The 21,814-nt window shown below is 68.2% G+C and carries 19 protein-coding genes; 11 read left to right on the top strand and 8 right to left on the bottom strand.

The features are described 5' to 3' along the window. Positions 1–80 precede the first annotated feature (80 nt). The 8 genes from EZH22_RS03185 to EZH22_RS03150 all read left to right on the top strand — a co-directional run bounded on the left by EZH22_RS03185 (position 81) and on the right by EZH22_RS03150 (position 9,463). Entirely contained in the window at positions 81–716 is a 636-nt protein-coding gene (locus tag EZH22_RS03185; RefSeq protein ID WP_231711484.1) for a GntR family transcriptional regulator, read from the top strand. Positions 717–762: 46 nt separating this feature from the next. Continuing rightward, positions 763–2,517, top strand: coding sequence for an oxalyl-CoA decarboxylase (gene oxc / locus EZH22_RS03180; RefSeq protein WP_203194335.1), 1,755 nt, complete (start codon positions 763–765; stop codon positions 2,515–2,517). Positions 2,518–2,635: 118 nt separating this feature from the next. Further along, positions 2,636–3,913, top strand: a complete 1,278-nt coding sequence (gene frc, locus EZH22_RS03175; RefSeq protein WP_203194334.1) for a formyl-CoA transferase — start codon at positions 2,636–2,638, stop codon at positions 3,911–3,913. A 112-nt stretch (positions 3,914–4,025) separates the two neighbouring features. Then, positions 4,026–4,472: a PAS domain-containing protein gene (locus EZH22_RS03170; protein ID WP_203194333.1), complete on the top strand. Its 447-nt coding sequence runs from the start codon at positions 4,026–4,028 to the stop codon at positions 4,470–4,472. 131 nt (positions 4,473–4,603) lie between these two features. After that, positions 4,604–5,854, top strand: coding sequence for a formyl-CoA transferase (frc, locus tag EZH22_RS03165; protein WP_203194332.1), 1,251 nt, complete (start codon positions 4,604–4,606; stop codon positions 5,852–5,854). Between the two features lie 535 nt (positions 5,855–6,389). After that, a complete protein-coding gene (sucC, locus tag EZH22_RS03160; RefSeq protein WP_203194331.1) occupies positions 6,390–7,592 on the top strand; it encodes an ADP-forming succinate--CoA ligase subunit beta in 1,203 nt (400 codons plus the stop codon). Beyond that, entirely contained in the window at positions 7,592–8,476 is an 885-nt protein-coding gene (gene sucD / locus EZH22_RS03155) for a succinate--CoA ligase subunit alpha (protein ID WP_203194330.1), read from the top strand. The genes sucC and sucD overlap by 1 nt, the downstream gene beginning before the upstream one ends. A gap of 213 nt (positions 8,477–8,689) precedes the next feature. After that, on the top strand, positions 8,690–9,463 hold the full coding sequence (locus tag EZH22_RS03150) for a fumarylacetoacetate hydrolase family protein (protein WP_203194329.1): 774 nt from the start codon (positions 8,690–8,692) through the stop codon (positions 9,461–9,463). Positions 9,464–9,473: 10 nt separating this feature from the next. On the opposite strand, the gene EZH22_RS03145 is transcribed toward EZH22_RS03150, so the two are convergent. From EZH22_RS03145 to EZH22_RS03135, 3 genes are all read right to left on the bottom strand, one after another. Continuing rightward, a complete protein-coding gene (locus tag EZH22_RS03145; protein ID WP_203194328.1) occupies positions 9,474–9,725 on the bottom strand; it encodes a GlsB/YeaQ/YmgE family stress response membrane protein in 252 nt (83 codons plus the stop codon). 190 nt (positions 9,726–9,915) lie between these two features. After that, complete coding sequence (ppdK, locus tag EZH22_RS03140; protein WP_203194327.1) at positions 9,916–12,576, bottom strand: pyruvate, phosphate dikinase; 2,661 nt, start codon at positions 12,574–12,576, stop codon at positions 9,916–9,918. Positions 12,577–12,700: 124 nt separating this feature from the next. Beyond that, on the bottom strand, positions 12,701–12,841 hold the full coding sequence (locus tag EZH22_RS03135; RefSeq protein WP_203194326.1) for a DUF3096 domain-containing protein: 141 nt from the start codon (positions 12,839–12,841) through the stop codon (positions 12,701–12,703). Positions 12,842–13,022: 181 nt separating this feature from the next. Between EZH22_RS03135 and EZH22_RS03130 the strand changes: the two genes are divergently transcribed. Next, positions 13,023–13,955, top strand: a complete 933-nt coding sequence (locus EZH22_RS03130) for an MBL fold metallo-hydrolase (protein ID WP_231711280.1) — start codon at positions 13,023–13,025, stop codon at positions 13,953–13,955. Positions 13,956–14,089: 134 nt separating this feature from the next. Here EZH22_RS03130 and EZH22_RS03125 read toward each other — a convergent pair whose 3' ends face one another. The 5 genes from EZH22_RS03125 to EZH22_RS03105 form a co-directional block, all read right to left on the bottom strand. Continuing rightward, a complete protein-coding gene (locus EZH22_RS03125) occupies positions 14,090–14,593 on the bottom strand; it encodes a TIGR00645 family protein (RefSeq protein ID WP_203194325.1) in 504 nt (167 codons plus the stop codon). Positions 14,594–14,734: 141 nt separating this feature from the next. Continuing rightward, positions 14,735–15,622, bottom strand: a complete 888-nt coding sequence (locus EZH22_RS03120; RefSeq protein WP_203194324.1) for a carbohydrate ABC transporter permease — start codon at positions 15,620–15,622, stop codon at positions 14,735–14,737. A 166-nt stretch (positions 15,623–15,788) separates the two neighbouring features. Next, positions 15,789–16,640, bottom strand: a complete 852-nt coding sequence (locus EZH22_RS03115) for a carbohydrate ABC transporter permease (protein ID WP_231711483.1) — start codon at positions 16,638–16,640, stop codon at positions 15,789–15,791. 270 nt (positions 16,641–16,910) lie between these two features. Further along, positions 16,911–18,224 carry an ABC transporter substrate-binding protein gene (locus EZH22_RS03110; RefSeq protein WP_203194323.1) on the bottom strand — a complete coding sequence of 438 codons (1,314 nt, stop codon included), beginning with the start codon at positions 18,222–18,224 and terminating at the stop codon, positions 16,911–16,913. A 98-nt stretch (positions 18,225–18,322) separates the two neighbouring features. Beyond that, positions 18,323–19,396 (bottom strand): ABC transporter ATP-binding protein, encoded by a 1,074-nt coding sequence (locus EZH22_RS03105; RefSeq protein WP_203194322.1) that lies wholly within the window; start codon positions 19,394–19,396, stop codon positions 18,323–18,325. A 341-nt stretch (positions 19,397–19,737) separates the two neighbouring features. Here EZH22_RS03105 and EZH22_RS03100 point away from each other — a divergent pair, with 341 nt between their 5' ends. Continuing rightward, the gene (locus EZH22_RS03100) at positions 19,738–20,694 is read left to right on the top strand and encodes a 2-hydroxyacid dehydrogenase (RefSeq protein ID WP_203194321.1); all 957 of its coding nucleotides are present in this window, start codon (positions 19,738–19,740) and stop codon (positions 20,692–20,694) included. A gap of 115 nt (positions 20,695–20,809) precedes the next feature. Further along, the gene (locus tag EZH22_RS03095) at positions 20,810–21,589 is read left to right on the top strand and encodes a protease inhibitor Inh/omp19 family protein (protein WP_203194320.1); all 780 of its coding nucleotides are present in this window, start codon (positions 20,810–20,812) and stop codon (positions 21,587–21,589) included. Positions 21,590–21,814: the final 225 nt, after the last annotated feature.

Below are 21,814 nucleotides of genomic sequence, written 5' to 3'. Positions count from 1 at the left end.
CCGTGCATCAGACCCCCGTGCAGGCCACGGACCCTCCGAAGCTCAACGTGGAGCCGCTGGAGGCCGCGTCCAGCCTGCGCATGCTGGCCTATGACGCGCTGAAGCGGGCGATCACGCAGATGGACATCTACGGGACCACCGCCGAATTCCGCCTCGACGAGCGCCAGCTGTCCGAGACGCTGGGCGTGTCGCGCACGCCCATCCGCGAGGCCATGACGGTGCTGGAGCAGGAGGGCTTCGTTCGCTCCGTGCCACGCCGGGGCATCTTCGTGGTGCGCAAGACCAAGCGCGAGATCCTCGACCTCATCGTGGTGTGGGCGGCGCTGGAGGCCATGGCCGCGCGCCTCGCGGCCACCGCCGCGTCGGACGACGAGATCGCCGGGCTGAACCGCCTCTTCAAGGAGTTCGAGGCCCAGCCCATCTCGGCCCAGATGCACGAATATTCGGAGGCGAACATCGCCTTCCACCAGGCCGTCATCCGCATGGGCGGCTGCCGGCTGATCGTGGACATGACCGGCAACCTGTTCCTGCACATGCGCGCCATCCGCGCGGTGTCGGTGCGCCAGGAGAACCGGTTCGAAATCTCCATGCGGGAACACATGGCGATCATCGACGCGCTCGAGCACAGGGACCCCGATCTCGCCGAGCGCCTGGTGCGGGAACACACCATGGGCCTTGCGGCTCATGTGGAACGACACGGTGTCTTCCCCGAATAGGCCGGTCACAGGCTCGCCCGGAACGACACAAGTAAGGAGACGCCTCATGGCAACGGCGGAAAAGAGCAAGATCGAAGACAACGTGGTGCATCTCGACCCCGCGGCCGAGCCGGAGCTCACCGACGGCTTCCACCTGGTCATCGATGCCCTGAAGCTGAACGGCATCGAGACCATCTACGGCGTGCCCGGCATCCCGATCACCGACCTCGGCCGCATGGCCCAGGCCGAGGGGATCCGCGTCATCTCCTTCCGCCACGAGCAGAATGCCGGCAACGCGGCGGCCATCGCCGGCTTCCTCGGCAAGAAGCCCGGCGTGTGCCTCACCGTCTCCGCCCCCGGCTTCCTCAACGGCCTGACGGCGCTGGCCAACGCCACCACCAACTGCTTCCCCATGATCCTCATTTCCGGCTCGTCCGAGCGCGAGATCGTCGACCTCCAGCAGGGCGACTACGAGGAGATGGACCAGCTCGCCATCGCCAAGCCCCTGTGCAAGGCCGCCTTCCGCGTGCTGCACGCGGCGGACATCGGCATCGGCGTCGCCCGCGCCATCCGTGCGGCGGTGTCGGGGCGTCCCGGCGGCGTCTATCTCGATCTGCCGGCGAAGCTCTTCTCCCAGGTGATGGACGCCGAGGCCGGTGCCAAGTCCCTCGTCAAGGTGATCGATCCCGCCCCGGCGCAGATCCCCGCGCCTGCCGCCGTGGACCGGGCCATCGACCTGCTCAAGGGCGCCAGGCGGCCCCTTGTCATCCTCGGCAAGGGCGCGGCCTATGCCCAGGCGGACGAGGAGATCCGCGCCTTCATCGAGAAGAGCGGCCTTCCCTTCCTGCCCATGAGCATGGCCAAGGGCCTGCTGGAGGATACCCATCCCCAGTCGGCCGGCGCGGCGCGCTCCACCGCGCTCAAGGAAGCCGACGTGGTGCTCCTGGTGGGCGCCCGGCTCAACTGGCTGCTCTCCCACGGCAAGGGCAAGACCTGGGGCGACGCGCCCAAGAAGTTCATCCAGGTGGACATCGAGCCCCGCGAGATGGATTCCAACGTGGAGATCGCCGCCCCGCTGGTGGGCGACATCGGCTCCGTCATCGCCGCGCTCAACGCCCGCCTTGACGGCTCCTGGCAGGCGCCGCCCGCCGAGTGGATCGAGAACATCCGCACCAAGAAGGAAGCCAACATCGCCAAGATGGCGCCGAAGCTGCTCAAGAATTCGGTGCCCATGGACTTCCACGGCGCCCTCGGCGCCCTGAAGACCGTCGTCAAGGAACGCCCCGACGCCATCCTGGTGAACGAGGGCGCCAACACCCTCGACCTCGCCCGCGGCATCATCGACATGTATCGCCCGCGCAAGCGCCTCGACGTGGGCACCTGGGGGGTGATGGGCATCGGCATGGGATTTGCCATCGGCGCGGCGGTGGAGACCGGCAAGCCGGTGCTGGCGGTGGAAGGCGACAGCGCCTTCGGCTTCTCCGGCATGGAGGTGGAGACCATCTGCCGCTACGCCCTGCCGGTCACCATCGTCATCTTCAACAACAACGGCATCTATCGCGGCACCGACACCGATCCCACGGGCCGCGATCCCGGCACCACCGTGTTCGTGCCCGGCGCCCGCTACGACAAGATGATGGAAGCCTTCGGTGGCGTCGGCGTGAACGTCACCTCGCCGGACGCGCTCTACCGCGCGGTGAGCGCGGCCATGGACAGTGGCAAGCCCACCCTGATCAATGCGGAGATCGACCCGGCCGCCGGCTCGGAGAGCGGCAATATCGGCTCGCTGAACCCGCAGAGCGTGGTGAAAAAGAAGAAGTGAGAGCGTCGGGCTGACGCGACCGGCCGGCGGGATACGTCCCGCCGGCGCGAACCCGAAGACCAAACAAAAACAAAAGTAAAACCGGGAACGAGACCCAGAGCGGAATTGCGAGGACACTATGGGCAAGGCTTTAGAGGGAGTCCGCATCCTGGACTTCACCCACGTTCAGTCCGGACCGAGCTGCACCCAGCTGCTCGCCTGGTTCGGCGCGGACGTGATCAAGGTGGAGCGGCCGGGCGAAGGCGACGTGACGCGCGGCCAGCTGCGCGACCTTGGCGACGCGGACAGCCTCTATTTCACCATGCTCAACTCCAACAAGCGGTCCATCACCCTCGACACCAAGACGACGGACGGCAAGGCCGTGCTGGAAGACCTGGTGAAGCAGTGCGACGTGCTGGTGGAGAATTTCGCCCCCGGCGCGCTGGACCGCATGGGGCTGACCTGGGAGCGTCTGTCCTCCATCAATCCGCGCCTCATCCTCGCCTCGGTGAAGGGCTTCGGCCCCGGCCCGTTCGAGGACTGCAAGGTCTATGAGAACGTCGCCCAGTGCGCCGGCGGCGCCGCCTCCACCACCGGCTTCCGCGACGGCCCGCCGGTGGTCAGCGCGGCGCAGATCGGCGACAGCGGCACCGGCCTGCACCTGGCGCTGGGCATCGTCACCGCGCTGTTCCAGCGCGAGCACACCGGGCGCGGCCAGAAGGTGCTGTGCGCCATGCAGGATGCGGTGCTCAACCTGTGCCGCGTGAAGCTGCGCGACCAGCAGCGCCTCGCCCACGGCCCGCTCAAGGAATACAGCCAGCACGGCGAGGGCGTGCCCTTCGGCGACACGGTGCCGCGCGCCGGCAACGATTCCGGCGGCGGCCAGCCCGGCCGGATCCTGCGCTGCAAGGGCTGGGAGCACGATCCCAACGCCTACATCTACTTCATCACCCAGGGCCCGGTCTGGGAGAAGATCTGCGACGTCATCCACGAGCCCGAGTGGAAGACCGATCCCGGCTATGCGACGCCGGCCGCGCGCCTGCCGCACCTCAACGAGATCTTCACCCGCATCGAGGCGTGGACCATGGCCCACACCAAGTTCGAGGCCATGGAGATCCTCAACCGCTACGACATTCCCTGCGGGCCCATCCTCTCCATGAAGGAGATCGCCGAGGACCGCTCCCTCTACGCCACCGGCACGCTGGTGGAGGTGGAGCACCCGGCGCGCGGCTCGTATCTCACCGTCGGCAACCCCATCAAGCTGTCCGACAACCATGTGGACGTGGAGCGTTCGCCGCTTCTGGGCGAGCACACCGACGAGGTGCTGGGCGAGGTGCTGGGCTTCACGCCCGACCGCATCGATGCCCTGCGCCGGTCGGGCGCGCTCGGCACGCCGCGGCGGATGGCGGCCGAATAGGTTCCGCCCCTTCGGCCGGCGCCCTGAGGGACCGGCCGGGGAAAGAGCCTTGCCGCCGGCGAACCCTCCGGCGGCAAGGTCGAACGAAGTTCAGGAAGGAAGAGTTGGTCCCATGACTGCGGCCCTGGATCTTGCTCAGCTGCTGGATGCCGTCGGCGACGCCATCGTCGTCTGTGACGCGGCCGGCGCCATCACCCTCTGGAACCGGGCGGCCGAGCGCATGTTCGGCTTTAGCCCGGATGAGGCGCTGGGCCAGTCCCTCGACATCATCATCCCCGAGCGCCAGCGCCAGCGGCACTGGGACGGCTATCACGAGACCATGCGCACCGGCATCACCCGTTACGGGACCAGCCTCCTGCGCGTGCCGGCCCTCCACAAGGACGGCCATGCCCTCTCCATCGCCTTCACCGTCGCCATCGTCTCCTCGGGCGAGGGGCGGCCGTCCCAGATCGCCGCGGTGATCCGCGACGAGACGGCGCGCTGGAAGGAGGAGCGGGACCTTCGCAAGCGCCTCGCCGAGCTCGAGGCGAAGCTGAAGGAGCTTTCACAAGCAACATAGCCGGGCCAACCGGCAGGAAACGGACCGCCGGCGGCGTCCTGCTGCCCGGACCGGAGGGTTCCTGGGAGGAGACGGGCGCGAAGGTCCTTCTCACCTTGATCTTAAAGGCACTGTTGAAAGGGAACGCGACAATGACGAAGCCATTGGAAGGCATCAAGATCATCGATTTCACGCACGTCCAGGCGGGCCCCGCCTGCACGCAGCTCCTCGCCTGGTTCGGCGCGGACGTGATCAAGGTGGAGCGCCCCGGCTCCGGCGACGTGACGCGCAACCAGCTGCGCGACATCTCCAATGCCGATGCCCTCTACTTCACCATGCTGAACTCCAACAAGCGCTCGCTCACCCTCGACACCAAGACCCCCGAGGGCAAGGAAGTGCTCACGAAGCTCATCAAGGAGAGCGACGTGCTGGTGGAGAATTTCGGCCCCGGCGCGCTCGACCGCATGGGCTTCACCTGGGAGCACATCAAGGAGCTCAACCCGGGCATGATCGTCGCCTCGGTGAAGGGCTTCTCCGACGGCCACCATTATGAAGACCTGAAGGTCTACGAGAACGTGGCCCAGTGCGCCGGCGGCGCCGCCTCCACCACCGGCTTCTGGGATGGCCCGCCCACCGTATCCGCGGCGGCGCTGGGTGATTCCAACACCGGCATGCACCTCGCCATCGGCATCCTCACCGCGCTGCACGCCCGCAACAAGACCGGCCAGGGCCAGAAGGTGGCCGTGTCCATGCAGGACGCCGTCATCAACCTGTGCCGGGTGAAGCTGCGCGACCAGCAGCGCCTCGACCGGGTGGGCTACCTGGAGGAATACCCGCAATACCCCCACGGCACGTTCTCGGACGTGGTGCCGCGCGGCGGCAATGCGGGCGGCGGCGGCCAGCCGGGCTGGGTGCTGAAGTGCAAGGGCTGGGAGACCGATCCCAACGCCTACATCTACTTCACCGTGCAGGAGCAGGCCTGGGGCAAGGTGGCGGAAGCCATCGGCAAGCCGGAATGGATCAACGATCCCGCCTACAACACCGCCCGCGCCCGCCAGGACAAGATCTTCGACATCTTCGCCGTGATCGAGGCGTGGCTCGCCGACAAGACCAAGTTCGAGGCGGTGGACATCCTGCGCAAGTTCGACATCCCCTGCGCCCCGGTGCTCACCATGAAGGAGATCGCCGAGGACGAGTCCCTGCGCAAGAGCGGCACCATCGTCGAGGTGGACCACAAGCAGCGCGGCAAGTACCTGACCGTGGGCAGCCCGATCAAGTTCTCCGACATGAGCGTGGAAGTCACCGGCTCGCCGCTGCTCGGCGAGCACACCGACGAGGTGCTGTCCGAGCTCGGCTATTCGCCCGAGCAGATCAAGTCCATGCACGAGGGCCGCGTGGTCTGATCCGTCCGCTCGCACACGCGTGGTGGCCGGGCTTGTCCCGGCCACCACGCGGCAGGACCGGGCACGGTCCTGTCGCGTGGTGGCGGCGCCGAAACGTGGATGCCCGGCATACGGCGGGCATGACGCGTGCCCTCGCGCATTTCCCCGTTTCTCGGAATCGGTGAAATGCTCTGGATCTTTGAATTAACGCGTTTTCTTCACGCGGGCCGGTAACCACTTCGCCCGAAAACGCTCTAGACACAGGCTGCCTTTGAACGGCCCGCCTTCGACGCGAGCCGCGAGACGGCGGTTCCGCCGCCCGACCGGCCCGCCGCGCTGAGCGCACCGGCCGCCGGCTCCGCGCCGCCCCTGAGGGGCCCGGCGATCTTCGCCCCAAACCCGCCGAGAGCGTCACGCCTCCGGCCCCACCGGCGCCGTGTCGCATTGGTGCGTGCCGCCGATTGCGTGCACACTCCGACTTTGGTCGAAGTGCGCCGCCGGAAGAGCAGCGCCGGAGCCGCCACGCACGCGGCCCTCGACGAGGGAGGAAGCCCCGATGAACATTCACGAATATCAGGCCAAGGCCATCCTCAAGGATTTCGGCGTCCCGGTCTCCCGCGGCGTCGCCGCCTTCACCCCGGAGGCGGCGGAGGCCGCCGCCCGGGCGCTGGGTGGTATCGCCTTCGTGGTCAAGGCGCAGATCCATGCCGGCGGGCGCGGCAAGGGGCGTTTCAGGGAGCTGCCGGAGGGGGCGAAGGGCGGCGTGCGGGTGGTTCGGACCCCGGCCGAGGTGAAGGCGAACGCCGCCGAGATGCTCGGCAATACCCTCGTCACCCTCCAGACCGGCCCCGAGGGCAAGCAGGTGAACCGCCTGTACGTGGAGGAAGGCGCCCTGATCGACAAGGAGCTCTACCTTTCCATGCTGGTGGACCGCGCCACGTCCCGCGTCGCCTTCGTGGTCTCCACCGAGGGCGGCATGGACATCGAGGCGGTGGCGCACGCGACGCCGGAGAAGATCCACACCTTCTCGGTGGACCCCGCCACCGGCATCCAGCCCCTGCACGGCCACAAGGTGGCGCAGGCGCTCGGGCTTTCCGGCGACCTCGGCCGGCAGGCGGTGGCGCTGACGGAAGGCCTCTACCGGGCCTTCACCCAGAAGGACATGAGCCTGCTGGAGGTCAACCCGCTGGTGGTGACGAAGGACGCCCGCCTGGTCTGCCTCGACGCCAAGGTGGGCTTTGATGCCAACGCCTTGTTCCGCCATTCCGACGTGGCGCAGCTGCGCGACGAGAGCGAGGAGGACTTCAAGGAGATTGAGGCCTCGCGCTACGATCTTTCCTATATCGCGCTCGACGGCACCATCGGCTGCATGGTCAACGGCGCCGGCCTCGCCATGGCCACCATGGACATCATCAAGCTCTATGGCCGCGAGCCCGCCAACTTCCTCGACGTGGGCGGCGGCGCCACCAAGGAGAAGGTGACCGCGGCCTTCAAGATCATCACTGCGGACCCGAACGTCGAGGGAATATTGGTGAACATCTTCGGCGGCATCATGCGCTGCGACGTCATCGCCGAGGGGGTGATCGCCGCCGTGCGCCAGGTGGGTCTCAAGGTCCCCCTCGTGGTGCGCCTCGCCGGCACCAACGTGGACGAGGGCAAGAAGATCATCCGTGAGTCGGGGCTGAACGTGATCCCGGCGGACGATCTGGATGATGCGGCGCAGAAGATCGTGACCGCGGTGAAGAAGGAAGCTGCGTGATGTCCGTGCTCATCGACGCCAATACCAAGGTCATCACCCAGGGCTTCACCGGCAAGAACGGCACGTTCCATGCGGAACAGGCCATCATCTACGGGACGAAGATGGTCGGCGGCACCTCGCCGGGCAAGGGCGGCTCCACCCATCTGGGCCTGCCGGTGTTCGACACGGTGATCGAGGCGAAGGAGAAGACCGGGGCCGACGCCTCGGTGATCTACGTGCCGCCTCCGGGGGCGGCCGACGCGATCCTGGAAGCCATCGACGCGGAGATCCCGCTCATCGTGTGCATCACGGAAGGCATTCCGGTGCTGGACATGGTGAAGGTGAAGCGGGCGCTTTCGGGCTCCAAGAGCCGCCTCATCGGGCCGAACTGTCCGGGCATCGTGACGGCGGGCGAATCGAAGATCGGCATCATGCCGGCCAACATCTTCAAGAAGGGCTCGGTGGGCATCGTCTCGCGCTCGGGGACGCTGACCTACGAGGCGGTGTTCCAGACCTCGCAGGAGGGGCTGGGGCAGACCTCGGCGGTGGGCATCGGCGGCGACCCGGTGAAGGGGACCGAGTTCATCGACGTGCTGGAGATGTTCCTGGCCGACCCGCAGACCCAGTCGATCGTGATGATCGGCGAGATCGGCGGCTCGGCGGAGGAAGAGGCGGCGCAGTTCATCGCCGACGAGGCGAAGAAGGGGCGCAAGAAGCCGATGGTGGGCTTCATCGCCGGCCGCACGGCGCCTCCCGGCCGCCGCATGGGCCATGCGGGGGCCATCATCTCCGGCGGCAAGGGCGGCGCCGAGGACAAGATCGCGGCCATGGAGGCGGCGGGCATTCGCGTGTCCCCGTCCCCGGCTCGCCTCGGCAAGACCCTCGTCGAGGTGCTCAAGGGCTGATCCCCACAGTGCCCCGGACAAGCGACGGCGACAGCTGGAGTAGCTGATCCGGGGCCCAGGAAAAAGTCGGCGAAGCCGGCCGAAACAGCCCCGTCACAAGATGAAGCCGCCTTCAGCGCGGTCTTGCGCTGGGCCACGGCTCTCCTTCCACTTCGTTCCAGTCGGCCGAGGCACGAGGCTGCTGCCCGCCAAACAATCCCAGAGGAAACACCCATGGCCACCTGGCTGCGCTTCGCCGCCGACGGAAAGACCGGCTTCGGCACCCTTGAGGGCGACGCCATCGCCGTGCACGAGGGCTGCATGTTCTCCGGCGCCACCCCCACCGGCGCGCGTCTCGCCCTTGCCGACGTGACGCTGGAGGCGCCGTGCGCGCCCACCAAGATCGTCGCTTTGTGGAACAATTTCCATGAGCTGGCGGCCAGGCTGAAGGTGGCCGAGCCGGCCGAGCCGCTCTATCTGCTCAAGGCCACCACCTCGGTGGCGGCGCCGGGGGCCACCGTGCGCCGGCCGGCCGGCTATGACGGCAAGACCGTGTACGAGGGCGAGCTGGGCATCGTCATCGGCCGGACCGCCACCAACGTCTCTGAGGACGCGGCGGCGGACTACATCTTCGGCTACACGGTGGTGAACGACATCACCGCCGCCGATATCCTCACCCGCGATCCCACCTTCCCGCAATGGGCGCGAGCCAAGGGCATCGACGGCTACGGCCCGTTCGGCCCGTGGATCGTCACCGGCTTCGATCCGGCGACGGCGCGCGTGCGCACCATCCTCAACGGGCAGGAGCGGCAGGACTATCCGCTCTCCGACATGATCTTTCCGCCGGCACGCCTCGTCTCGCTGCTGTCGCGGGAGATGACGCTGAATCCCGGCGACCTCATCGCCTGCGGCACCTCGGTGGGGGTGGGCACCATGAAGGAGCCATCCAACACCATCGAGGTGGAGATCGCCGGCATCGGCACCCTCAGCAACACTTTCGTGCAGTGAGGGGATCGGGTCAGGCCCTGAGCGCCCGCGCCCCGCCGATCAGGATGCAGGCGCCGACGACGCCGGCCACCAGGTAGCCGAGCCAGCCGCCGAAGCTCACCCCCAGCAGCCCGAACAGGAAGCTGGCGATGGCGGCGCCGAGGATGCCGAGGATGATGTTCATGAAGAGGCCGGTACCGCTCTTCATGAAGGAGGATGCGATCCAGCCGGCGAGCCCGCCGATGATGATGGCGGCGATCCAACCCACTTGGGCGTCTTCCATAATGTGCCTCAACCGTTGGCGTCGCCGTCCGGCGCGCGCAAGGGAAACGGCCGGCGGCCGTGCTGGTTCCCGGCTGCGCGGTGGACGTGCCCGGTAAAAATGCGAAGGCCACCCGGACATGTGTCTCCGGGTGGCCTTGCTCGCTGGTGCCCGCGGTGCGGGGAATGGCGGCCCTTGCGAGCCGGCCGCCCTACTTCTTCAGCGCCGCCTGCGCCGCCGCCAGCCGGGCGATCGGCACGCGGAAGGGCGAGCAGGACACGTAATCGAGCCCCACCTCGTGGCAGAAAGCGACGGAGGCCGGGTCGCCGCCGTGCTCGCCGCAGATGCCGAGCTTGATGTTGGGCCGCGACCGGCGGCCGCGCTCCACGCCGATCTTCACCAGCTCGCCCACGCCGTCCACGTCGATGGAGACGAAGGGGTCGGTCTCCAGGATGCCCTTCTGCACGTACGGGCCGAGGAAGGTGCCGGCATCGTCGCGCGAGACGCCGAAGCAGGTCTGGGTGAGGTCGTTGGTGCCGAAGGAGAAGAATTCGGCGCCCTTGGCGATCTCTTCGGCGCGCAAGGCGGCGCGGGGCAGCTCGATCATGGTGCCCACCTGGAAGGTGAGGGTGGCGCCGGTCTCCTTCTCCACCGCCGCGGCGGTGTCGCGGATCACCTTGTCGACGATATCGAACTCGGCCTTGGTGGCGATGAGCGGCACCATCACCTCCGGCACCACCGCCTCGCCGGTGCTCTTGGCGGCGATGACCGCCGCCTCGAAGATGGCGCGCGCCTGCATCTCGGCGATCTCGGGGAAGGCGATGGCGATGCGGCAGCCGCGGAACCCGAGCATCGGGTTCACCTCGTGCAGCTCCTTGTTGCGCCGCTCAATGCGCTCCACGTCGACGCCGAGGCTCTTCGCCACCTCGGCGGTCTCCTCCGCCGTGTGGGGCAGGAACTCGTGCAGCGGCGGGTCGAGCAGGCGGATGGTGACCGGCAGGCCCTTCATGATCTCGAACAGCTCGACGAAGTCCGCCCGCTGCATGGGCAGCAGCTTGGCCAGGGCCGAGCGGCGGCCGGCCTCGTCGTCGGCGAGGATCATCTCGCGCACGGCGAGAATGCGGCCGGCGTCGAAGAACATGTGCTCGGTGCGCGACAGGCCGATGCCCTCGGCGCCGAACGAGCGGGCCATGCGGGCATCCGCCGGGGTCTCGGCGTTGGCGCGGACCTTGAGCTTGCGCACCTTGTCGGCCCAGCCCATGAGGGTGGCGAACTCGCCCGACAGCTCCGGCTGGAGCATGGGCACCTCGCCGGCCAGCACCTGTCCGGTGGAGCCGTCGATGGTGATGATGTCGCCCTTCCTGAAGGTCTGGCCGGCGACGGTCAGCGTCTGCGCCGCATAGTCGATGCGCAGAGAGCCGGCGCCGGAGACGCAGGGCTTGCCCATGCCGCGCGCCACCACGGCGGCGTGGGAGGTCATGCCGCCGCGCGAGGTGAGGATGCCCTGGGCGGCGTGCATGCCGTGGATGTCCTCGGGGCTCGTTTCCACGCGCACCAGGATCACCTTGCGGCCCTGCTCCTTCATGGCCTCGGCCTCGTCGGCGGAGAACACGATGGAGCCGGAGGCGGCGCCGGGAGAGGCCGGCAGGCCCGAGGCGATCACCTTGCGCTCGGCCTTGGGATCGATGGCGGGATGCAGCAGCTGGTCGAGGGCGGCGGGGTCGACCCGACCCACGGCCTCCTGCTCGGTGATCAGCCCCTCGGCGGCGAGCTCCACGGCGATGCGCAGGGCCGCCTTGGCGGTGCGCTTGCCGGAGCGCGTCTGGAGCATCCAGAGCTTGCCCTTCTCCACCGTGAACTCGAGGTCCTGCATGTCCCGGTAATGGTTTTCGAGCACATGCGAGATGCGCTCGAACTCCTTGAAGGCGTCGGGCAGGGCCAGTTCCATGGAGGGCTTGTCGGAGCCGGCGGCCTTGCGGGCCTTCTCGGTGAGGTCCTGCGGGGTGCGGATGCCCGCCACCACGTCCTCGCCCTGGGCGTTCACCAGGAACTCGCCATAGAGCGCGTTCTCGCCGGTGGACGGGTTGCGGGTGAAGGCGACGCCGGTGGCCGAGGTCTCGCCCATGTTGCCGAACACCATGGACTGCACGTTCACCGCCGTGCCCCAGCTCTCCGGGATGGAGTGCAGCCGGCGGTAGGTGATGGCGCGGGCGTTCATCCAGGAGCCGAACACGGCGCCAATGGCGCCCCACAGCTGCTCGTGCGGGTCCTGCGGGAAGGGCTTGCCGAGCTCGGCCAGCACCTTCGCCTTGTACTTCACCACCAGGGCCGCCCAGTCGTCGGCGCTGAGGTCGGTGTCGAGGGTGTGGCCGTTCTGGAGCTTGTAGTGCTCCAGGATCTCCTCGAAATGGTGGTGGCTCACGCCCAGCACCACGTCGGAATACATGGTGATGAAGCGGCGGTAGCTGTCATAGGCGAAGCGCCGGTCGCCGGCGAGCCTGGCCACGGCCTCCACGGTCTCGTCGTTGAGGCCGAGGTTGAGCACCGTGTCCATCATGCCCGGCATGGAGGCGCGGGCGCCCGAGCGCACCGAGACCAGGAGCGGGTTGGCGGCGTCGCCGAACGACTTGGCCGCCAGCTGGCCCACCTGCGCCAGCGCGGTCTCCACCTCGCCCTTCAGCTCGGCCGGGTAGGTCTCGCCGTGGGCGTAATAATAGGTGCACACCTCGGATGTGATGGTGAAGCCGGGAGGGACGGGCAGGCCGAGGTTGGACATCTCGGCGAGGTTGGCACCCTTGCCGCCGAGCAGGTTCTTCATGTCGGCTTTGCCCTCGGCCTTGCCGTCGCCGAAGGTGTAGACCCATTTCGTCATGTAGCTGATCCCTGTAGCTGGGACGTGCGGAATGTGGCCGTTGCTTTAGCGTGCAGCGCACACAGCATCAACTGCGCAATCGGCGGGCAGCCGCGCGGGCATGCCGCTCCGGTGCCGCGCCGGCTCAATGCCCCATCAGCCCGGTGACCCCGATAAAGATCAGGTAGAGCGCGACCAACACGTTGAGAAGCCTCGGAAAAGCGAGGATCAGGATGCCGGCGATCAGGGCGACGGCGGGCTGAACGATGACCATGTTGAAAGACATTGTGAACCTCCCGGGGGCCGACGCGCGCCGGGCCGTCTGCGGGCGCGTGCGGCGGCGGCGGCGGCGGCTCACGCTGGCGTGAGGCGCGCGCGATTGCAAGCGGGAGGGGAGGTGCCACAATCGGGTCGTCTCCTCCCGTGGCGGGCCGGTCGGGCCCGCCGAAGCAGAGAGAGGGTCTGCCTTGCCCTGCCGTGCCGTCCCGTCGGCCGTTCTCGCGGCCCTGTCCCGATTGCGTGCCCTTGCCGGGGTGTCGCCCCTGGCGCTGGTGCCGCTGGCCGTGACCCTGCTCCTGGCGGCGGGAACGGGGCTGGCGGCCGCCGCGCCGGAAAAGTGCCCGCGCATGGTCGCCGGGCCGAAGCCGGTGCGCCTCGCCGCCCTGGCGCCCGTCGCGCCCGGCTCGGCCCGCCGCGACGTATCGGCGCTGCGCCTCGCCCAAGGCCCGGACGGAAAGGCGGGCGGAGGGGCGGGGGAGGTGCGTCTCACCTTCCTCGGCCACGCCAGCTTCCTCATCGAGAGCCCGGCCGGGGTGACAATCGTCACCGACTACAACGATTACGTGCGCGCCCCGCTCGTTCCGCGGGTGGCCACCATGAACCACGCCCACGACACGCATTTCACCGAGGCGGCCGATCCGGGCATCGAATTCGTGCTGCGCGGCTGGAATCCGCAGGGCGGGGCGGCCCATCACGAATTGACCCTCGACGATGTGTGGGTCCGTAACGTGCCCACCAACACCCGCAACGGGTCGGGCACGGAGTATGACGGCAACTCCATGTTCGTGTTTGAGGTGGCGGGCCTGTGCATCGCCCATCTCGGCCACCTGCACCACCTTCTGACGCCCGACCATCTGGAGGCGCTGGGGCGCATCGACGTGGTGCTGGCGCCGGTGGACGGCTCCTACACCCTCGACATCGAGGGGATGGTGGAGACGCTGAAGGCCATCAACCCGCCCCTCGTCATCCCCATGCACTATTTCAGCGCGTGGGGGCTGGACCGCTTCCTGTCGCGGCTCGGCAAGGACTGGCAGGTGGAGCGCTCCGGCACGCCCACGGTGATGCTGTCGCGCCCGACCCTGCCGAAGGAGAGGACCCTGCTGGTGTTGCCGGGGCGGTGAGGGGAAGAGCGCGCAGCGGACAATGCCCGGCAGGGCCGGTCACACGGCACGCCTGCGGCGCACGGTTGCGCTGGGTCCCGGCGCACATTCCGCTACGTCGCATGCGTCCGGGTGGCCGGGGCCGTTCGCGGTGCTCAGTGCTTGCTGTTGCCCAGCTTGTCGGACCAGGCGAGCACCAGGCTCGATCCCACGAACACCACATGGATGATGACCAGCCACATGAGCGTGTTCTCGCTCATCTGGCCCTTGTCGATGTTCATGAAGGCCTTGAGCAGCTGGATCGCCGAAATGGCGACGATGGAGGCGAGCAGCTTCTGCTTGAGGCCGGTGAAATCCACCCGCGTCATCCATTCCGGCCAGTCCGGATGGCCCTCGGGATCGATCTTGGAGACGAAGTTCTCGTAGCCGGAGAAGATGACGATCAGCACGAGGTTGCCGGTGAGCGTCAGGTCCACCAGGGCGAGGATGCCGAGGATGGTGTCGCTTTCCGTCGCCCCGATGGCGTGGGTGATGAAGTGCAGCACCTCGGTGCCGAACTTGAACAGCAGCACCAGCAGCGAGACGACGAGGCCGAGATAGAACGGCGCCATGATCCAGCGGCTGCGGAACAGCACCGATTCGATCGCGCGCTCGATCATCCCCTCACCTCCATGCCCTGCGGTCTCCCGGCGCGTGACGCGCCGCAGCGAAGGCGGAAAGGGGTGCCACGGGCGCGGCCCCAGGGCAAGCGGGCAAAGCTTCGCAGGGGAAGGCCCGCCAGCCGCCGGCGGCGGGCGTCGCTACTCCTTCACCGCCCCGGTCATGGAGGAAACGTAGTAGTCCACGAAGAAGGAGTACAGGATCACCACCGGCAGCGACCCGATGAGGGCGCCGGCCATCAGCGAGCCCCACTCATAGACGTCCGAGCGCACCAGTTCGGTGAGCACGCCCACCGGCACGGTCTTGTTCTCCGACGACTGGATGAAGGTCAGGGCGTAGATGAACTCGTTCCACGACAGGGTGAACGAGAAGATGCCGGCGGAGATCAGCCCCGGCACGGAGAGCGGCAGCAGCACCTTGATCAGGATCTGCCAGCGCGAGGCGCCGTCCACCAGCGCGCATTCCTCCAGCTCGAACGGGATGGAGCGGAAATAGCCCATGAGCAGCCAGGTGGAGAAAGGCACCAGGAAGGTGGGGTAGGTGAGGATCAGCGCCAGCTTGGTGTCGTAGATGCCGAGGCCGAACACCATGATGGCCAGCGGGATGAACAGGATGGAGGGCGGCACCAGGTAGGCGAGGAAGATGCCGAGCCCCACCCACGGCGAGCCGTGGAAGCGCAGCCGCTCGATGGCGTAGGCGGCGAACACCGAGGTCACCAGCGAGATGACGGTGGCCGCCACCGAGATGTAGATCGTGTTCCACAGCCAATGCGGGTAGGAGGTCTCGAACAGGAGATACTTGATGTGCTCCAGGGTCGGCTCCACCACCCAGAGCGGAGAGTAGTTGTTGTAGTCGGTAAGCTGGTAGTTTGGCTTGATGGCGGTGATCGCCATCCAGTAGAACGGGAACAGCAGCACGAACACGAAGACGAGCAGCGGCAGGATCACCGTGACGAGCCGCTTGGGCAGGCTGTCGAGATAGCTCATGCCCGAGGAATTGTCGGTCATCTGGTCTGGGGCCTGGGTCATGGGCGTATCCTGATCAATCCTGCCGTCATGTCCCGGCTGGTCCGGGGCATCCACCGAGGCCTCCGGCGCGGTGCAGGCGGTGGGGTGGATCCTTCGCACAAGGCGGAGGGTGACGGCCGTTTCAGCTGCATCGGGCGGGGTCCACCCTGCGGTCCATGGAGCGCCATCAGTCCGCTCCGCCCTGCTGCCACCTGCGACGCTGGAGGCCGAAATAGCTGAACAGGATCGCCGCCAGCAGGAACGGGATCATCGCCACCGCGATGGCCGCGCCCTCGCCCAGGGAGCCGCCGGGAATGGCGCGCTGGAAGGACAGGGTGGCCATGAGGTGGGTGGAGTTGAGCGGCCCGCCGCGGGTCAGCACGTAGATGAGCTGGAAGTCGGTGAAGGTGAACAGCACCGAGAAGGTCATCACCACCGCGATGATGGGCGAGAGCATGGGCAGGGTGATGAAGCGGAAGCGCTGCCAGTTGGTGGCGCCGTCCAGCGTCGCCGCCTCGTGCAGGGAGGGCGAGATGGTCTGCAGGCCGGCCAGCAGCGAGATGGCGACGAAGGGGATGCCGCGCCAGACGTTGGCGGCGATCACCGAGGCCCGCGCATTGGTCACGTCGCCGAGGAAGTTGATGGGCTGGGAGATGAGCCCCATCTTGATGAGCGCCCAGGAGATAATCGAGTACTGGCTGTCGAAGATCCACCAGAAGGCGATGGCGGAGAGCACGGTGGGCACCACCCAGGGCAGCAGCACCACGGCGCGGAAGAACGACTTGAACGGCAGGTTCTGGTTGAGCAGCAGCGCCAGCCACAGGCCGAGGCCGAACTTCAGCACCGAGGCGACGGTGGTGTAGAGGATGGTGTTGAACACCACCAGCCAGAACAGGCTGTCGCCCATGAGCGACTGGTAGTTCTCCAGGCCGATGAACACGCCGGCGCGGCCGATGCGGGTGTCGGTGAAGCCGAGCCAGACGCCGAGCCCGAGCGGGTAGGTGAGGAAGAACAGCAGGAAGATCGCCGCCGGCAGCATGAACAGGATGCCGATGACGTGCCGCCCCTGGCCGATCCCGGCCCAGAAGGACCGGGAGGATCTGGGCTCAGCCGCTGCGATGTTGGCCATGGCATGAATCTCCGGAAGGTCTTTTTTGTGCCCCCAGCGGGGGGAAAGCCCCCCTCCCCTTGCGGGCGAGGGTGGATCGCGGCGAAGCCGCGAGACGGGTGAGGAGACCGCGCCACCGCGCCCGGCGCCTCCTCACCCCGGGCCCCTCTCCCGCAGAGGGAGAGGGGAGGAGGTTCGCGCTCAGCGGTAGATGCGCTCGGCCCGGGCCTGGGCGCGCTTGGCGGCCTCTTCCGGGGTGCGCTGGCCGGTGGAGGCTTCCGCCACCATGTCCACCACGATCCAGTCCGCCATGGCCGCCGCCGACTTCGGGCCCAGGGGGCCGGCATAGCCGTTGGGCCGCAGGGTGTCGGAGGCCTTGGCATAGGCGGCATGGATGGGCTTGGAGGTCCACACCGGATTGTTGGCGAAGGCCTTCAGCGTCTGGCAGCAATAGGCGCTCGCGCCGGTCAGCCAGGCATTGTACTGCGGCGCGTCGAACATGAAGGACAGGTAGGCCTGCGCCGCCTTCGGGTACTTCGTGTACTTGAAGATGCAGGCGGTGGTGGTCTGGTGCAGCTCCACCGACTTGCCCACGGGACCGATGGGGAAGTTGGTGGACCGCATGTCCGCCGCCATGTCGGCGAGCTTGGGGTCGTTCGCCGCCGCGTAGTAGACCGAGACGCCGTTCGCCGTCACCGACAGGTCGCCGGCGATGAAGGCGCGGTTGTTGTTGACGTCGAGCCAGCTTTCGGTGCCCGGAATGAAGGTCTTGTAGAGCTCGGCGGCGTAGCGCAGGGCGTCCACCGTCTCGGGCGAGTTGAGGACGACCTTGCCGTTCTCGTCCACCATCCGGCCGCCGTGGCTCCACAGCACCCAGTGGGTGTAGTTGTTGCCGTCGCCGACGCCGTGGCCGAGGGTGAAGCCCATGGGGTGGCCCTTGGCCTTCAGCGCCTTGCCCAGCTCCAGGAAGGCCTTGGTATCCTTCGGGAACTCGCTGAACCCGGCTTCCTTCACCCAGCTGTCGCGATAGACCACGGCATTGCCGATGGTGGCGAGGGGCAGGCCGACGAAGCGGTTGTTCACCTGGGCGTAGACCTCGTTGCCCGGATAGAAGCCGCCATAGGTGGCGGAAAGCCCCTTGGCGAGGTCGGTCACGTCGAGCAGCTTGTCGGGATATTGCTGGGCGTCGTCGAACCACACCCAGACCATGTCCGGGCCGGAGCCCACGTTGGCCGCGACGGCAGCCTTGGGACGGATGTCCTCCCAGCTCTCCTTGTCGATGCGCACCTCGATGCCGGTCTTTTCGGTGAACTTCTTGGTGTTGGCGATCCAGGCGTCTTCCTCGCCCTTGACGAAGGGCGACCAGCGCAGCAGGCGCAAGGACGCGCCGGGTTCCGGCTCGAACGTCGGCACCGACTGGCCGAGGGCGGACGTGCCGCCGAGAAAGGGAAGGGCCATGCTGCCGGCGGCGAGGCCGGCGCCGCCCATCAGCACGTCGCGTCTGGAAATGGTCATTGGTCTTCCTCCCGTGAAGATGCCGTCTTGTTGTCTGGCGCCGCCCTGGCGTTTGGGGTTTTGGCGTTGCCGGGCGGTCTTTTCACCGTGCCACTGGGTCAGAGGCGGTTGCCGGTCGCCTCCTCGAAAAGGTGCGTGAGGCCCGGCTGCGGCGCGATGCGGATGGTCTCGCCGGGGGCAAACGACAGGCGCTCGCGGAACAGGCAGGTGACTTCCTGTCCCAGCGCCTGGGTGCCGAGGCGGGCGACCACGAGGATCTCCGAGCCGGTGGGCTCGGTCACCACCACCGTCGCGGGGACGCCCTCGGGATCGAGGCGGATGTGCTCGGGGCGCAGGCCGTAGATCACCGGCTTGCCATCGGTGAGCCCGTCCGCCACCGGCAGCGGCACCGCGACGCCGCTGTCGGTCTCCAGCAGCGGCGTGCCCGACAGGCGCACCTTGCCCTTGATGAAGTTCATGGAGGGCGAGCCGATGAAGCCGGCGACGAACTGGTTGGCGGGCCGGTCGTAGAGGTCGAGGGGCGCGCCGATCTGCTCGACGATGCCGTCGCGCATCACCACGATCTTGTCGGCCATGGTCATGGCCTCGATCTGGTCGTGGGTGACGTAGACGGTGGTGGTCTTCAGCCGCTGGTGCAGTTCCTTGATCTCGGTGCGCATCTGCACGCGCAGCTGGGCGTCGAGGTTGGACAGGGGCTCGTCGAACAGGAACACCTGCGGGTCGCGCACGATGGCGCGGCCCATGGCCACGCGCTGTCGCTGACCGCCGGAGAGCTGGCGGGGATAGCGGTCCAGCAGCTTGGACAGGTTGAGGATGCCCGCCGCCCGGTTGACGCGGCTGTCGATCTCGGATTTCGGCGCTTTGCGCAGCTTCAGCGAGAAGCCCATGTTGTCGGCGACGGTCATGTGCGGATAGAGCGCGTAGTTCTGGAACACCATGGCGATGTCCCGTTCCTTCGGCGGCATCTCGTTGATGACGCGATTGCCGATGAGGATCTCGCCGCCGGTGATGTTCTCCAGCCCAGCGATCATGCGCAGGAGCGTGGACTTGCCGCATCCGGAAGGGCCGACCAGAACCACGAACTCGCCGTCGCGAATGCTCACATCCACGCCGTGGATGACCTGCGTCGCGCCATACGCCTTCTTCACACCGCGAATGTCCACGGTCGCCATGAAGCGTCTTCTCCCCGTGTGATCGGTCGCCGCCGACGGATCTTAGCCCGCCTTTCTGTCGCGCCCGTGTCGCTTCAACGTTTCTTGAACGCTTCTTGGGCCCACCGAGGCCGGCGTCTCCTGCGACGCGGCGCGATCATGGTGCGAGGCGCGGCCGGGATCAAGGGGAATTTAAAACGATTGAACTTTCGTTGGGCCGTGGCCCGGGATCGCGCTAAACAGGGGATGCGCCGCGGCCGCGGCCGCTTCCGGCATCGCCTCCGGCGCGCCGGGCGGCTAGGTTCCCGCGTCTTCTCCTTCCGCCCCGCGGCCTGCCGGGGGCCACACCTGCGAGCCTTGCGATGACCGATGGAGCCCGCCCGGCTGTACTTCTGACCGGCCCCGTGATGGAGGACGTGGTGGAGCACCAGCTCTCCGCCCGCTGCACCCTGGTGCCGATCGAGACCCTCGATGCGAGCAACGCCGCGGGCGTGCGCGCCATCGCCACCCGCGGCAAGGTGCGGGTGGACGACGCGCTGATGGCGCGCCTGCCCGACCTGGAGATCGTCGCCAATTTCGGCGTCGGCTACGACACGGTGGACGCCGCCGCCGCCGCCCGCCGCGGGGTGATGGTGACCAACACGCCCGACGTGCTGAACGAGGAAGTCGCGGACCTCACCCTCGGCCTGCTGCTGGCCACGGTGCGGGACATCGTCCAGGCCGACCGCTTCGTGCGGGCGGGCGGATGGAAGGCGGCGGCCTTCCCCCTGGGGCCCACCCTGCGCGACCGCACCGTGGGCATCCTCGGCATGGGCCGCATCGGCAAGGCCATCGCCAGGCGGCTCGACGCCTTCTCGGTGCCGGTGGTCTACCATACCCGCCGGCCGCAGCCCGACGTGTCGTACCGCTATTATCCGCACCTCGTCGACATGGCCCGCGCCGTGGACGTGCTGGTGGTCATCGTGCCCGGCGGGCCGGCGACGCGTCACCTGGTCAATGCCGAGGTGCTGGCGGCCCTGGGGCCAGACGGGATCTTCATCAACGTGGCGCGGGGCACGGTGGTGGACGAGGCCGCCCTCCTCGCCGCCCTGAAGGAGCGCACCATCCTCGCCGCCGGCCTCGACGTGTTCGAGGACGAGCCCAACGTGCCGGAGGGCTTCCTCGCCCTCGACAACGTGGTGCTGCTGCCGCACGTGGGCTCTTCCACCCGCTACACGCGGGGCGCCATGGGCCAGCTGGTGGTGGACAACATCCTCTCCTGGCTCGACGGCGCAGGGCCGCTCACCCCGGTGGCCGAGACGCCCTGGCCGAAGGCCTGAGCCGGCCCCTTCGGCCCGCCGCAGCCCGGCGCCCGGTCCCGGGATTGCGCCTGACGGATGATCAGCCGGGCGCGAGGTGGTAGCATGGCCGTCTCGCATCGGTATCGAGGGCACGATGGGTCCACGGCAGCTGCTCGGCCTCGCATTGGTTCTGGGAACGGCGCTCGGCCCCTGCGGGGCGCCGGTGGCGGGGGCGGCGGAAGAGCCTCGCCCCGCGCCGCCCCCGGCGGCGCAGAAGCCGGCGCCGGCCACGCCGCGGCTCGACCCGGCGGTGCGGGAGGCGGGCACGCGGCTCGCGGGGCCGTTTCGCCTCACCAGCGCTGACGGGGCGCGCGCCTGCGCCTTCACCCTGAAGACCGAGCCCCTCGGCCCCGGCCTGGCCGTGGAGTTCGACAAGGTCGCCTGCGCCGAAATCGGCTTCTCGAACCAGATCGCGGCCTGGCTGCCGGATCCCTCCGGCTCCATCCGCGTGCTGAACGGGCAGGGCCGCACCGTGGCGGAATTCACCGAGGGCGCCGGGGGCAGCTATGAGGCCCTGCGCGAGGGGGACGGCGTCTACTTCCTCGCCAGCCCGGTGGCCGAGGACAGCACCGACGTGAAGGTGGAGGAGGTGGTGGGCGAGTGGGACCTCGCGCGCATCGCCGGCACGCCGGTCTGCCGCTGGACCCTGCTCGAGGAGGCCGTCGGCAAGGGCGGCGGCCACGCCGTGGCCGTCGCCGCCGGCTGCGATGCCGCGCTGCTGCGGTTCGGCCCCGCCGCGTGGGACATCGAGGGCGGCAACATCCTCATCCGCGGGGCCGGGGCGGGGAACGTGATTCGCTTCGCCCGCCAGGAGGATGGCGGCTGGGCCCGCACCCCCGAGCGCGGCCGGCCCCTGCTCATGACCCGCCCCTGACCCGCCGATCCTGAGCCGACCTGCGGGCGGACCCGGGCCGACGTGACGCGACTCGCCGCCCTGCCGCTGCGGAAATTGTGCGCCCGCCGTGTCTTTCGCATCAGGGTGGTGCGCCGGTGCGGCGAGTTTTCACTATTTTGATACCTCTCCACAGAGGGCGTGGCCCTTCGTCGGCACACGGTTTTCTTGCGAGGAAGAGGTGAAATCGCCGTTTCGACACCGTGC

Source organism: Xanthobacter dioxanivorans, from assembly GCF_016807805.1.
Taxonomy (GTDB): Bacteria; Pseudomonadota; Alphaproteobacteria; order Rhizobiales; family Xanthobacteraceae; genus Xanthobacter; species Xanthobacter dioxanivorans.
This window is presented reverse-complemented; position numbering and strand designations above follow the sequence as displayed.

Coding starts and splice junctions, on each gene's coding strand:
- EZH22_RS03110 (WP_203194323.1), bottom strand. CDS start 18,224: ATGACCATTTCCAGACGCGACGTGCTGATGGGCGGCGCCGGCCTCGCC.
- EZH22_RS03105 (WP_203194322.1), bottom strand. CDS start 19,396: ATGGCGACCGTGGACATTCGCGGTGTGAAGAAGGCGTATGGCGCGACG.
- EZH22_RS03125 (WP_203194325.1), bottom strand. CDS start 14,593: ATGATCGAGCGCGCGATCGAATCGGTGCTGTTCCGCAGCCGCTGGATC.
- EZH22_RS03170 (WP_203194333.1), top strand. CDS start 4,026: ATGACTGCGGCCCTGGATCTTGCTCAGCTGCTGGATGCCGTCGGCGAC.
- EZH22_RS03100 (WP_203194321.1), top strand. CDS start 19,738: ATGACCGATGGAGCCCGCCCGGCTGTACTTCTGACCGGCCCCGTGATG.
- frc (WP_203194332.1), top strand. CDS start 4,604: ATGACGAAGCCATTGGAAGGCATCAAGATCATCGATTTCACGCACGTC.
- EZH22_RS03150 (WP_203194329.1), top strand. CDS start 8,690: ATGGCCACCTGGCTGCGCTTCGCCGCCGACGGAAAGACCGGCTTCGGC.
- sucC (WP_203194331.1), top strand. CDS start 6,390: ATGAACATTCACGAATATCAGGCCAAGGCCATCCTCAAGGATTTCGGC.
- EZH22_RS03115 (WP_231711483.1), bottom strand. CDS start 16,640: ATGCTGCCGGCGGCGATCTTCCTGCTGTTCTTCCTCACCTACCCGCTC.
- ppdK (WP_203194327.1), bottom strand. CDS start 12,576: ATGACGAAATGGGTCTACACCTTCGGCGACGGCAAGGCCGAGGGCAAA.
- EZH22_RS03135 (WP_203194326.1), bottom strand. CDS start 12,841: ATGTCTTTCAACATGGTCATCGTTCAGCCCGCCGTCGCCCTGATCGCC.
- EZH22_RS03145 (WP_203194328.1), bottom strand. CDS start 9,725: ATGGAAGACGCCCAAGTGGGTTGGATCGCCGCCATCATCATCGGCGGG.
- sucD (WP_203194330.1), top strand. CDS start 7,592: ATGTCCGTGCTCATCGACGCCAATACCAAGGTCATCACCCAGGGCTTC.
- frc (WP_203194334.1), top strand. CDS start 2,636: ATGGGCAAGGCTTTAGAGGGAGTCCGCATCCTGGACTTCACCCACGTT.
- EZH22_RS03185 (WP_231711484.1), top strand. CDS start 81: ATGCTGGCCTATGACGCGCTGAAGCGGGCGATCACGCAGATGGACATC.
- EZH22_RS03120 (WP_203194324.1), bottom strand. CDS start 15,622: ATGACCCAGGCCCCAGACCAGATGACCGACAATTCCTCGGGCATGAGC.
- oxc (WP_203194335.1), top strand. CDS start 763: ATGGCAACGGCGGAAAAGAGCAAGATCGAAGACAACGTGGTGCATCTC.
- EZH22_RS03095 (WP_203194320.1), top strand. CDS start 20,810: ATGGGTCCACGGCAGCTGCTCGGCCTCGCATTGGTTCTGGGAACGGCG.